12 protein-coding genes and 1 tRNA gene are annotated in these 13,044 nt (G+C 53.9%); 1 reads left to right on the forward strand and 12 read right to left on the reverse strand.

Annotation, left to right across the window (positions count from 1 at the left end):
- Nucleotides 1-442: 442 nt before the first annotated feature.
- A tRNA-Ala gene (locus AC0YNW_RS20130) sits at nt 443-516 on the reverse strand.
- A gap of 282 nt (nt 517-798) precedes the next feature.
- Nucleotides 799-1,278, reverse strand: a complete 480-nt coding sequence (nrdR, locus tag AC0YNW_RS20135; protein WP_119802497.1) for a transcriptional regulator NrdR — start codon at nt 1,276-1,278, stop codon at nt 799-801.
- Nucleotides 1,279-1,422: 144 nt separating this feature from the next.
- Here nrdR and AC0YNW_RS20140 point away from each other — a divergent pair, with 144 nt between their 5' ends.
- A complete protein-coding gene (locus AC0YNW_RS20140) occupies nt 1,423-1,638 on the forward strand; it encodes an alpha/beta-type small acid-soluble spore protein (protein ID WP_119802496.1) in 216 nt (71 codons plus the stop codon).
- Nucleotides 1,639-1,734: 96 nt separating this feature from the next.
- Here the strand turns inward: AC0YNW_RS20140 and AC0YNW_RS20145 are convergent, their stop codons facing one another.
- The 10 genes from AC0YNW_RS20145 to pstC form a co-directional block, all read right to left on the reverse strand.
- Nucleotides 1,735-2,331, reverse strand: a complete 597-nt coding sequence (locus AC0YNW_RS20145; protein WP_475833478.1) for a lytic transglycosylase domain-containing protein — start codon at nt 2,329-2,331, stop codon at nt 1,735-1,737.
- Complete coding sequence (gene coaE, locus AC0YNW_RS20150; protein ID WP_475833479.1) at nt 2,301-2,903, reverse strand: dephospho-CoA kinase; 603 nt, start codon at nt 2,901-2,903, stop codon at nt 2,301-2,303. Before coaE ends, AC0YNW_RS20145 begins: the two co-directional genes overlap by 31 nt.
- A 15-nt stretch (nt 2,904-2,918) precedes the next feature.
- Complete coding sequence (gene ytaF / locus AC0YNW_RS20155) at nt 2,919-3,614, reverse strand: sporulation membrane protein YtaF (protein ID WP_475833480.1); 696 nt, start codon at nt 3,612-3,614, stop codon at nt 2,919-2,921.
- Nucleotides 3,615-3,758: 144 nt separating this feature from the next.
- Complete coding sequence (mutM, locus tag AC0YNW_RS20160) at nt 3,759-4,610, reverse strand: DNA-formamidopyrimidine glycosylase (protein WP_475833481.1); 852 nt, start codon at nt 4,608-4,610, stop codon at nt 3,759-3,761.
- A 59-nt stretch (nt 4,611-4,669) separates the two neighbouring features.
- Nucleotides 4,670-7,345: a DNA polymerase I gene (polA, locus tag AC0YNW_RS20165; RefSeq protein WP_475833482.1), complete on the reverse strand. Its 2,676-nt coding sequence runs from the start codon at nt 7,343-7,345 to the stop codon at nt 4,670-4,672.
- Between the two features lie 114 nt (nt 7,346-7,459).
- Nucleotides 7,460-8,665 carry an EAL domain-containing protein gene (locus tag AC0YNW_RS20170; protein ID WP_475833483.1) on the reverse strand — a complete coding sequence of 402 codons (1,206 nt, stop codon included), beginning with the start codon at nt 8,663-8,665 and terminating at the stop codon, nt 7,460-7,462.
- A gap of 30 nt (nt 8,666-8,695) precedes the next feature.
- Nucleotides 8,696-10,168 (reverse strand): GGDEF domain-containing protein, encoded by a 1,473-nt coding sequence (locus tag AC0YNW_RS20175; protein WP_475833484.1) that lies wholly within the window; start codon nt 10,166-10,168, stop codon nt 8,696-8,698.
- Nucleotides 10,169-10,407: 239 nt separating this feature from the next.
- Nucleotides 10,408-11,166 (reverse strand): phosphate ABC transporter ATP-binding protein PstB, encoded by a 759-nt coding sequence (gene pstB, locus AC0YNW_RS20180; protein ID WP_387475510.1) that lies wholly within the window; start codon nt 11,164-11,166, stop codon nt 10,408-10,410.
- Between the two features lie 12 nt (nt 11,167-11,178).
- A complete protein-coding gene (gene pstA, locus AC0YNW_RS20185; protein WP_475833563.1) occupies nt 11,179-12,066 on the reverse strand; it encodes a phosphate ABC transporter permease PstA in 888 nt (295 codons plus the stop codon).
- Nucleotides 12,066-12,974 carry a phosphate ABC transporter permease subunit PstC gene (pstC, locus tag AC0YNW_RS20190; RefSeq protein ID WP_387475508.1) on the reverse strand — a complete coding sequence of 303 codons (909 nt, stop codon included), beginning with the start codon at nt 12,972-12,974 and terminating at the stop codon, nt 12,066-12,068. The genes pstA and pstC overlap by 1 nt, the downstream gene beginning before the upstream one ends.
- Nucleotides 12,975-13,044 lie beyond the last annotated feature (70 nt).

Consider the following 13,044-nt stretch of genomic DNA (forward strand, 5'->3'; position numbering starts at 1 on the left):
CAAACTGGAAAAAGATAAAGGTCCTGTCTGCAGGCATGCCTGATTTGGGCAGCATGATGTAAAATAGGCTGCAAAGCCGTGCGGGGCAAAGGTTTCTCCTCGGAGAAACCCGGATTGCCTACATTTTGCATACCGTGCAAAATAAAGACCCCTAAGAGTGATAAAAATTACTCTCCGCATGAATTAAGACCATTCCAAATACGTGGAAAATGACGACGTAATGAAAAGTAAATTTTTTTTCTTTCACATTGGCTCTACAGGATCTCTGTATAAGAAAAGCCCAAGCGCTAACACGCTTAGGCTCAAATATAGAAGGCAAATGCGGCTCTGTTATATGACTTCCTTACGAGCGAAACACAGCACTCTACATGTCTGGAGTACTGCAACACAAATAAAAGGAATACAAAAAAAACGGCACCTCTGCCGTTTTTGATTTAAAGTATGGTGGAGCTAGGCGGAATCGAACCGCCGACTGATCGCTGCCAGCGACCTGTTTTCCCCCTAAACTATAGCCCCTTATTTAGTTTGTGACCCAATTCGACAACTTGAGTTAAGCCCCCAATTTATCTTATGCTCGTTTCCATCCCTTGGATTGTGTGAGCAATACAAGATGGATTCCCAGCTGAGCTATGGCCCCATAATAATTTAGCGACAAGATAGATCATACCATGGCAGGAAAGCGATGTCAATTGCCATTTGGCGGGCACCGAGCCATTCCACCACCTGATAGGCTTCAATAAGAGAAGCAGGGAGAAACCAACGCTCCCCCTGCCCTTCTCGCACAGAATCTCTCGCGCGCTAACCCTTATCCCCGCCATTAAGCGGATGCTTATGCAGCAAGCTGTTGAGCTCCTTCATAAACATGTCGATGTCCTTGAATTGGCGGTAAACGGATGCGAAGCGGACGTAGGCCACTTCGTCGACCGGGTAGAGCTGGCTCATGACGATGCCGCCGATCTCGCTGCTGTCGACCTCTGCGTGTGCTGTCGTGCGAAGCTCCTTCTCCACCTCGGAGACGATTACTTCCAGGCGCTCGACTGGCACTGGGCGCTTCTCGCATGCGCGGATGAGGCCGCGAAGAATTTTGTCGCGGCTGAACTCCTCGCGGCTGCCGTCTTTTTTGATGACGATTAGTGGCGTCTCTTCAATCATCTCGAACGTCGTGAAGCGGCGATTGCACTTCTCGCACTCCCTGCGGCGGCGGATGGACTTGTTTTCGTTGGCTGGACGAGAGTCCAATACCTTGGTTCCCGCATAGTCACAATACGGACATTTCATAGTGATATCCTCCCTTCAACTTACTGTTTCATCAGATTGTATCCTTACACGTTAACTCCATCCATGAAATCCCATTCGTTTCCTGTAATGAACTTTGGAATATCGCACATAATACAGTTACCAACCGCAAGGAGGTGAACAACAATGAGTCAATCCCGCAGCAGCAACCAATTGGTAGTGCCGCAAGCGACTGCAGCTCTGGACCAACTGAAATATGAAGTTGCACAAGAGCTGGGTATCGCGATCCCACAAGACGGCTACTATGGTAACATGGCAACGAGAGACGCAGGCTCCATCGGGGGTTCCATTACCCGTCGCCTGGTTCAAATTGCTGAACAATCCCTAGCCGGCACAAAATAATGATTCATCTGTATGAATAACGAAAGTCTTGGAGCAGCTTGTCCAGAAGAGACAAGCTCTCCAAGGCTTCCTTAACGTTCAATGGTCATATACGTCCTAGAAACGGGGATACAAATCTTTGTACTTATTATAATAGTAAAAGACCCGTTGTACATAATGCCGCGTCTCACCGAACGGGATATCTTTTACGCTATCCATGCTCCCGTCCCAGCTTCCAGCCTCCAGCCACTTGCGCACATTGCCAGGTCCGGCATTGTATGCAGCCACGGCGGCCACAGCATTTTGCTCGAATTGCACATGCAAGGAATTCAAATACCAAGCTCCAACCTCGATACTTACATCCGCCCGGTGACGCAATATGTCATCATCCACCTTGGCGAATCCCGCCTTCTCCACGACCCAATGCGCCGTGTCCGGCATAATTTGCATTAATCCCAAAGCGCCCTTCCTCGACTCGCGGCCCGTGACATAATTGGATTCCGCCCGTATAATCGCTGCGATCAGATGAGGCTCCAGATCGTAATTCGATGCGCTTGCCCGTATATCTTCCTTATAATAAACCGGATACATCCATGAGGCCAACCAATCTGATTTCAGAAAAAGAATGGCGAGCAGAGCTAGCACCAACACTAGAGCGTACCGTTTCTTCATCCGCAGTCTCTTCATCTGGAAGTCCTGACCAGACGATTCCATAACGCAACAACCTGCTCCTGCGTCTCCTCTGTCGTCCCGCTGTTGTCAATAATCCAATCCGCACGCTTTCGCTTCTCTTCGATATCCATCTGCAAGGAAACTCTGCGCCGCGCTTCCTCCTCATTCATCCCATTGCGCTTCATCAGCCGCTCAATCTGCAACTCTGGAGGTACGTAGACGACAAGTATGCCTTCGTATAGATCTGCTTGCTTCGTCTCGTACAGTAGCGGCACATCTCCAATGACCAATCCTTCAGGCTCTGCTTCCGCATACGTATGTATTTGCTCCCACATTCGCTTGCGCACAGCCGGATGCGTGATCGCCTCCAGCTTGGCTAACAAGTCCGGGTCCTTGAATACAATGTTGCCCAGAGCAGTGCGGTCCAGCGTGCCGTCAGGCTGCAAGACAGCTTGTCCGAAGAGAGAGGCGATCGCCTCTAGCGCCGGCTCTCCGGGCCGCACGATCTCGCGTGCGACCGCATCGGCATCCACAAGCCGAGCGCCAAGAGCGACGAGCATACGCCCGACTGTGCTCTTGCCGCTGGCGATTCCGCCGGTCAAACCAATGATCATTGCGACCACCTCCATTTATAACAGCTTCATAATGCCTATCATAATCAATAATATACCCGGCACATACGACAGCACATGCATGCCTTTCCTTGCCGCGAACCGCATGCCGATCCGTGTGCCTGCAACCAGGAACAATGCGCCCGCTGCCGCAATGACTAGCGGCGTGAGAAGCGGCGGAAGCCCCAGCAGCGCAGCACCGAGACCAGCGCCGAATGCATCCAGCGACAGAGCTACACCCAACATTACGGCTTCGGATGAAGAGATCGTACCCGACCGGTCGACATCCGCCGCCTGCGGCGTACGCAGAATCTGAATGACCAGTCCCAGCCGCTTCAGCTCCAGCTTCAGAACTTGTGCCATCTCTACAGCTGCGGCAATTCTGGCAGGCTCGTTCGCCGCTCCAACACTCTCAGCCACGGGTTCCGGATCATCATTGCTTTTGCCCCGCACCAGTTGAATCAATGCCCAGCAGCCGATCGCGATCAGTATGGTGGCGCCAATAAGCGAAGCGGCGGATTCCGAAATATACTTGCCTATCCACCCTCCGGCTTGCATGGAGAGCCCGATAATCAATCCGGAGCAGCATGCGATAATGAACACCGACAGGAAAGGGATACGGATTTTCCTGAGGCCATAGGTCACGCCGACGCCAAATCCATCCAAGCTAACGGCAAAAGCAAGCACGACCAGCGATATCAAATGTGCAATCAACGTAAAGCTCCTCCCCGCATGAGCAGATGACAGTTACATGATCAGGTCCAACGGGACAGACCAGCGACAGGGCATCCGCCTATCGTTCGTAACATCATCATATGCGGGGGTTCCGCTGCGGTGCACAGATAGCGGCAAATTGAACTATGACTTAACCGTCGTTGCTTCTTTCATCGGCTGACACTTCGTACAGATATGCGTGCCTCTGCCGCCCACGACAAACTTGTGCAGCGGCTTGCCGCAGCTATTGCAAGGTTCGTTCTTCCTGCCATAGACAAGGAATTGATGCTGGAACATCCCCATCTCGCCTTGTCCGTTCACATAGGATTTGATAGACGAGCCTCCTGCATCAATCGCCCGCGCAAGCGTAGAGCGAATCGCTTCATGCAATCTCTTCCATTCTGCCCCGGTCAGACTGCCCGGCGACCGCTCAGGATGGATGCGCGCCAGGAACAGCGATTCATCCACATAGATATTGCCGAGGCCGACAATCAGCTCCTGATTAAGCAGCAGGGGCTTGATCTTGGTCGTACGCTTCTCCAGCTTGCTCTTCAGCACATTCACTGTAAAAGCTTCGTCCAGCGGCTCGATGCCCAGCTTGTTCAGCGGCGGCAACGCAAGCTCCTCGCCCGTCTTAAAGATATGCATCGTGCCGAATTGCCGGACATCCTTGTAGCGGAGGTCCGTTCCGTCATCGAAGTGGAACATGACATGGGTATGCAGCTCTACCGGTTCATCGGACGGATAGACGCCGTAACGCCCTTCCATCCTAAGATGCGACACCAGCACCAGTCCGTCCAGCACGATCCGAAGGAACTTTCCTCTGCGTTCTACCGTTTGAATCGTATGGCCGACGAGGGCGTCCGCGAATTGCTGCGGTTCCTCCGGCCGTTGTATAATGCGTGGCAGCTTGACGGTGACGGATTTGATCCGTTTGCCCGCGACAAGCTCCATTAATGTTCGTCTAACCGTCTCTACCTCTGGCAGTTCAGGCATGTCTCCTCACCTCAACAACCATTATACTGCATTCAGGCCTCATTCGCCTTATATCAGCCCTACTTCGCCTCGTACCAATTATCTCCGAAGCTGACGTCCGCCTTCAGCGGCACGACCAGTTCAAGCGCATTCGACATCACTTCAGGCAGCAGCGTCTTCATCAGCTCCAGCTCATCCGGCGGTACCTCGAATACCAATTCGTCATGTACTTGAAGCAGCATGCGGCTCTTCAGGCCGCGCTCGCGCAGCGCTTCATCCATTTGCACCATCGCCAGCTTGATAATATCGGCGGCGGTACCTTGGATTGGTGTATTCATCGCCGTCCGCTCAGCGAACGAACGAAGATTGAAATTAGAAGCCTTGATCTCCGGCAAGTAGCGGCGGCGGTCCAGCAACGTCGTCACATAGCCATCGCGCTTCGCCTGGGCTTTGATATTGTCCATATAATCGCGGACACCCTTGAATACGCTGAAATACTGCTCGATAAACTGAGCCGCATCCTTGCGCGTAATGCCCAGATTCTGAGACAAGCCGAAGTCGCTGATGCCGTATACGATGCCGAAGTTGACGGCTTTGGCTGAGCGGCGCATATTACTGTCCACTTGTTCCGCCGTTACGCCGAACACATCCATCGCTGTCTTCGTATGAATGTCCATATCATGGATGAACGCTTCCTTCAGGTTCTCGTCATCGGAGATATGAGCGAGTACACGCAGCTCGATCTGCGAATAGTCGGCTGCCAGAATCGTCCAGCCCGGCTCGGACGGCACGAACGCCTTGCGGATTTGACGGCCTTCCTCCAGCCTGATCGGAATGTTCTGCAGGTTAGGGAACTGGCTGCTCAGGCGCCCAGTCGCCGCGATCGTCTGGCGGTAATACGTATGCACCTTGCCCGTTTCCTCGCGAACTTCCTTCAGCAAGCCTTCCACGTATGTGGATTGCAGCTTCGAGAGCTGGCGGAAATGCAGGATCAGCGGAATGATGTCATGGTACGGAGCAAGCTCCTCCAATACTTCCGCGTCGGTCGAGTAGCCCGTTTTCGTTTTCTTTTTCGCCGGCAGACCCAGCTTCTCGAACAGAATCTCGCCCAACTGCTTTGGCGAGTTGATATTGAACTCCGTACCCGCCAGCGTGTAGATTTCGCCCATGATACGGGATAGCTGCGACTCCAGATCCTTGCCCAGCTCCTCCAGCACACCCTTCTCTACCTTGATGCCTTGATGCTCCATGCCGGCAAGCACGCGGGAGAGCGGATGCTCCAGATCAAAGTACAGCTTGCTCATGCCTCTGTTCTTCAGCTCATCCGTCATAATCGGCACCAGCCTTCTGACCGCATCCGCCTTCAGCGCCAGATGGCGATGAAGCGTCTCAGCGTCAGGTACCTTAAACTTGGCGCCTTTGCCATAGACGGATTCGTCAGACGGCACACCGCTCAGTCCTTGGCGGTCATGGATTGCGCTTAGAGACAGCGCGCTATCCGTCGGATCGAGCAGGTACGCAGCGAGCTGGACGTCGAATGCCGCGCCGCCAAGCGCAAGGCCGCTCCAGCGCAGCGCCAGCTCCGCCTTATGCGTGTCGAAGCCATACTTCGGCTTGCCTTCGTCCGCCAGCCATTCGCGGAAGCCGTCTTCTCCCGAACCTTTGACCGTCTCCATAGACAGGACAAACACTTCATCCTCCGTTGCAACCGCTAAGCCGAGCAGGTTTGCGTGATGCGGATTCTCGCCAATCGCTTCGATATAGAGGCCATGCTTGTCCGACGCCAGCAGCACCTTCGTCAGCCGCTCCAGCTCACCGGAATCGCCCTCCGCCACAACGGTAATGTTCAGCTCCGCCAGCGCAGCCTTCGCCTCGGACTCCGTTGCGCCGCTGTCCGAGCTGAGGGACAGCTTCTCGATCAGCGACTTGAATTCCAGCTTGCGGAACGCTTCGCCAAGCTTCTCGTTTTCGTAGCCATTCCAGCGCAGCTCCTCTGTGCCTCGCTCCAGCGGTACCTCGCGGAAGATCGTCGCCAGCTTTTTGCTCATAATGGCATCGTCCTGGTGATTCTCCAGATTTTCCTTCAGCTTGCCCTTAAGCTTGTCCAGATTGCCGAGCACATTCTCTACCGAAGCATATTCATGCAGGAGCTTAAGCGCCGTCTTCTCGCCTACGCCCGGTACGCCGGGAATGTTGTCGGACGTATCGCCCATAAGCCCCTTCAGATCGATAATCTGGAGCGGCACGAGGCCGTATTTCTCTTGAATTGACTCCGGCGTATACAGCTCCACCTCGCTGACGCCCTTGCGCGTCACGGCCACGGTAACGCCGTCCGAGGACAGCTGCAGCATATCTTTGTCGCCAGTCACAACGATCGTCTTCACGCCGTTCTCATCCGCTTGCTTCGTCAGCGTGCCGATAATGTCGTCGGCCTCATAGCCGTTCAGCTCGAACTGAGCAATCCCGAAGGAAGTGATCAAGTCCTTCAATACCGGGAATTGCTCCGACAGCTCAGGCGGCGTCTTCTGACGGCCGCCTTTGTATTCGCTATAGCCTTCATGACGGAACGTCACCTTGCCTGCGTCGAATGCAACCAGCACATGCGTCGGCTTATGTTCCTCCAGCAGCTTCAGCAGCATCGTCGTAAAGCCAAAAATCGCGTTCGTATGCTGGCCGGCCGAGTTGGTCAGCGGCGGCATGGCAAAGAACGCGCGGTATGCAATACTATTCCCGTCAATCAACATCCATTTATCCATATAAAGAAGAAGCACCCCGTTTCATCAAAGCTAAATATCCTATTCCCTATCATACCACAAAATGGGCTCTTCCCAAGCATCGTCGACCTGACTTGCCTGGAAAAAGCCCTTCTTTTATGCCGGAAAAGGGCCTGGCCTGCCCAGATGATAGCCTTGCGCGTAAGGAATGCCCATTCGTGCCAAAGCTGCAAGCTCTTCCTCCTGTTCAATGCCTTCAGCAATAAGCGGCACGCCGAGCTTCGCGCCTACCTCCTGTAACGTATGTAGAATATGGGCCTTCACGTCATCCTGGTGGATGTGATGGATGATGGACCGGTCCACTTTCAAGTAATCGGGCCGCAGCTCTACAATCGACTGCAAGGAGGAATAACCCGCTCCCACATCATCAATGGCGATTTGATAGCCCTGATTGCGGTAATGCTGCAGCGCCTTCTTCACAGCGGGATAATCTTCAATCGAGCTTCGTTCTGTTATCTCGAATACGACCTGATTCGGCTGCAGATGCTGACGCTCCAGGAAGCTGAGTGTCCGTCCCGGCGAGAAGGAAGGATCCTCCATAATTTGCGCCATGACATTAATAAACAGCTTCTGATTAGGCGCAAGCTTCAGGCAGCCGTCTATCGCACGCTCCCTCGCGATCCGGTCCAGCGAATAGACCGCTCCTTCCTCCCCGGCAAAGCGGAACAGCTCCATCGGTCCGCGGAACACACTATTGTCGTGAAGCCGGGTCAAGGCCTCATAGCCGAAGATGTCCGCCCCCTCGGCAAGCGAGACAATCGGCTGATACACGGGATAGATCGCCTTCTCCGACACTATGCTTCGCAAGACTCTGCGCCTTGCATGCCGCTTCATATCGCCCTCTTGCTGCCCGTGCAGAATCGCACGCTTGGCCGCTTCGTACCAGATCGATCCTCCATCGCCTTGGGCGCCGCGACATTCCAGTACAGCGACACCGATATTCAGCTGGCTGGTTCCGCCATACTCCGCGCTCATCAATGGTTCCAGCTTGCAGACGGATGCGTGGGCAGTCTGCTCCAGCAGGCTCTCCCACCATAACCGCTCCATGCCTTGAAGCCATGCTCGCAGGAATAAATCATCATTTTGCCAGCACCATTCCACCTTTAGCGCCACATCACGCAATACGGACGGCATCTCTTGCTCCGCAACCGTTCTCCATTGCTCTCTTAGGCGGGCAACCTCATCTTGATACAACCCATCACCCGATCGTTGCCACGACAGATAGATCACGCCCGCATATTCGGAGCCTTCTGGAATAGACGAGCCTCTTGTTGCTCCAGTCTCATTCTGCTGTATGTTCACCGTCGATTCGTATCCTCTCTATGCTGCTGTTTACGTTAGATGCTCGATCATACATATACTGCCTTTCATCGACTTGGCGCTTTTTTTCAGCCTTGCAGCTTGCTTCGAGATCATGGCTGGGCTCACTTGTGCCTGCCCATCCCATACGAGTACCGACAGCGACAGGGATACGCCCGCCTGCTCGATTGTATGGCCGCTGCGGTCCGTAATTGCAGTCACTTCTTCACCGCCATAAAACTGGCGGACGCCTTGATCGAACAAGCCGATCAGCTCGCGGCAAGCCTTCTCGGCCAGGGCCGGATCACATAGAGCAATAAAATCGTCGCCGCCAATATGTCCGATGAATACGTCTGAACCGCCCATGGTGCGGAACACGCTCCGCATTAAGTCAGCCAAGTAGCGGATTAGCTCATCTCCCAGCCCGAATCCGAAGCAATCGTTGAACCATTTAAAAAAATCCATATCCCCATATACCATGGCAAAAGGCTTCTTCCCGCTAATTCGGCTGGCAAGCTCGGACTGGATGCCGCTATTGCCCGGCAATCCCGTAAGCGGGTTAGCCGACCTTGCCTCTTCGGTCCGAAGAGCCGTCATACATTCCAGAATCGCCCTGACGGAAGCTGCTCCCTTCAATTTGCCATTCATCGTAATGATGACGACATCATACAGCCGGAAGTCGCTCCGCTCCATGGCAAGCTGGGACACCCGCTCCACCGGCATCCCTTCATCCACAATAAGCGGCTTATTGTCCATAATGCGTTCGACAGACCGGTTCCAGTACAAGGGAAGTCCATACTGGCCTGCCAGCATCTGATGCAATTTCTCTCTCATCAGCAGTCCTACCGGCTCTCCGTCTCGTACCACGACGATACCAGGTACATGTGCGTCAGTATCAAATACATGGGATGCCTCGGATACATGCTCATAAAACGCAATAGCTGCAATAGGGGCCGCCAGCGTCCCGATAGTCTGTGCGCCGGGACGCGCAAGAGAAGCAGCTCCTTCCCGTACAGCTCTTCCAGAGTCCGAACGGGTCTGAACATCCCTGCCCAGCCCTTCACCAGACTCAGCGGCAGATCGCTCTCTCGCCACCTGCATGGCGCGAAAGACGGATGCCTCCGTCATCGCCTCTGGTGCAGGCGCCGCCACACACAGTCCGATCCGTATTTCGACAGAAGCGGCGACTGCTGCGCCGCCTCCGCGCATCCCCGCTTCAGCAGATAACCGCTCGCGCAGCGAGCTTGTCCATTGCCTCGCTATATGCGGACTCCATTCCTCATCAGGAGGAATACGCAGCATGTAATAATAATCATGCTCCAGCTGCTGCTTCCAGAACACCCGCTTCTCCTCGCCTTGCCCGTTGCCCATAATGGCGCGCAAATCCCTATCATACCCATGACTCCCCTGCAAATAAAGGACAGCTACGCCGCAGCCCGCGGCCCATTGCTTCCGAATGGACTGTATCATTCCTTGATGCAGCAATCCCAAGCCGATCTCGCCCATGCGAATCCCCTCGATGCCAGAAATGATGAATCGTAATGAATCCTTACCCCAACCATAACGAATAATTGTGAACATTGATCTATACAATTGTTAGAGCCGCGTAAAATTGCGCAAAAAACCGCGACTTTTCTCCTAGACATCGGTCCAACATCTGTTGCGAAGCCTAAAAAAAGACAACCTCCCGCCCGCTTGCCGCTGGCTGGAAATTGTCTTGAATAAATGGCCCATTACCGTCTTGCTTAACCGAATCGTCCCGAGATGTAGTCGCTTGTTTCCTTTTTCACCGGATTGGTGAACATCGTCTCCGTATTGTCGTACTCCACCAGCTCGCCTGAGAGGAAGAAGGCGGTCTTGGAGGATACGCGCGCCGCTTGATGCATATTATGCGTGACGATAACGATGCAATAGTCCTGCTTAAGCTCGGAGATCAGCTCCTCCACCTTGGAGGTCGATACCGGGTCGAGCGCCGATGCCGGCTCATCCATCAGAATAATATCGGGCTTCACCGCGATGGAACGCGCGATGCACAGACGCTGCTGCTGTCCGCCCGACAGCTTCAGCGCGGAAGTATGCAGTCTGTCCTTCGTTTCCTCCCACAAAGCTGCCTTGCGCAGCGACTCCTCCACGAGATCGTCCAGCTGACTCTTGTTCTTCAAGCCGTGATAACGTGGACCGAAGGCGATATTCTCATAGATCGACTTGTGGAACGGATTGGGGCGCTGCCAGACCATGCCGATCCGGCGGCGAAGCAGGACGACATCCGTCTTCGGATGGTTGATATCCTCATCGCCAATCCAAATCTCGCCCGTCATCCTTGCGTTCGGAATCAGATCGTTCATCCGGTTCAGCGTGCGAAGGAAGGTCGACTTCCCGCAGCCGGACGGTCCAATCAGCGCCGTGACGTCTTTGTTGTTGAAATCTATCGTGACATTCTTAACGGCTTTATTGTCGCCGTAATATACGCTCAAATCCTTTACGGATATCCCTTTTTCAGTCATATGCTGTGCCTCCTATTTCATAGCGGTAAACTTGCGGTACATGAATCGGCCAAGCCACCTTGCCAGAAGGTTGAACAGAAGCACGGTAATGACAAGCACGGCGGATGCGCCTGCAGCGATCTCCGTCGCATCGGGAGCAAGACCTTCGGAATTGATCTTCCAGATATGAACGGCCAGCGTCTCGGCAGGACGGAACGGATTCAGCGGAGACACCGGGCTAAGCGGGTTCCAATCCGAGAAGTCAAGCCGCGGCGAGCTCATGCCTGCCGTGAAGAGCAGCGCAGCCGCTTCGCCGAATACGCGGCCAGCTGCCAGGATCGTACCGGATACGATAATCGGCAGCGCGATCGGCAGCATGATCGACGTAATCGTCTTCCACTTGGTGAGGCCAAGCGCCAGCGCCGCTTCCTTCTGCTCGCGCGGTACGCTCTTCAGGCCCTGCTCCGTAATCCGCACCATCAGCGGCAGGTTGAAGATTGTCAGCGCCAAGGCGCCTGCGAATAGCGAGAAGCCGAGGCCGAAATAGTTAACCAGCATGAGCAGGCCGAACAAACCAACAACGATCGAAGGGAAAGAAGATAATACTTCCACGACGAGGCGGATAAAGTCTGTAATTTTGTTCGCTTTGGCATATTCGCTCATGTAGATGCCTGCGCCTATACCAAGCGGTACCGTAATAATCATGGTTAGTACAAGCAGGAACAGCGAGTTGAACAATTGGGGACCGATGCCCCCGCCTGCACGGATCGACTCCGGAGGCGACGTAAGAAAGTCAAAGCTGAGATGCCCGAGGCCGCGCACCATGATAAAGCCAAGCAAGCCGGCAAGTACAAGCACGATCAATCCCGCAACGCCGATAATGACGGCTGTGGCGATCTTGTCTACTGTTTTGGGTTTCATCATAATTTCGACCTCTTTTCCAGCCAGCGTACGATAAAGACGAAGACGAAGGTCATGACCATCAAGATGAGCGCCAAGGACCAAAGGGCATTGTTATGCGCCGAACCGCTGACCGTATTGCCCATGCTGAGCGTAATAGCGCTCGTTAGCGTCGAAGCGGATTCGAACAGTCCGCGCGGGATGAACGGCGCGTTGCCGATAACCATCTGAACGGCGAGCGCCTCGCCGAACGCTCTGGCCAAGCCAAGCACGACGCCAGTCATCAGCGATGGCAGTGTCGTCGGCAGCACAACCCGATATATCGTTTGCCAACGGGTAGCGCCAAGCGCGTACGAACCTTCCTTAAGGCCTGAAGGCAGCGACGCAAGGGCATCCGTAGCAACTGTAGTCATCGTTGGTAGAATCATTATGGACAGGACTAGAGCACCTGCGGCGATGCCGACACCCTGTCCAGGGAATACGTCCCTGAAGAAAGGTACGATTACACTAAGTCCGATAAAGCCGTATACAACGGATGGAATGCCCGCAAGCAATTCAATAACGGGCTGCAAGTATTTGCGCCCGAACTTCGGTGTAATCTCAATCATGAATACCGCTGCGCAGAAGCTGAGCGGCGCCGCAATCAGCGCGGCAAGCATAGACGTGCTGAAGGAACCGAAGATGAACGGCAAGGCTCCGAACAATGGAGGTTCGCCCTCTGGACTCCATTTCAGCCCGGTTAACAGATCAAGCACATTTACATCATTTTTAAAAAAGGTGCTGAGACCTCTGGATGCTACAAAGTACACCATCGCAACAATCGTTGTTACGAGAACCAGTACGCATAAGGTCGTATAAATGCGCCCGACCCATTCTTCTGCAAAATGATTGTTGGCTGATATTTTTTTATCGGTAGTAGTCTGGGCCATATGAATCTCCTCTACAGAGCTTGAAAGAGGCAGATCGGTTGTCCGCCTCTTTCGTGCTTAGGATGGGAAT

The sequence above is a fragment of the Paenibacillus sp. J31R120 genome (genome assembly GCF_056269225.1).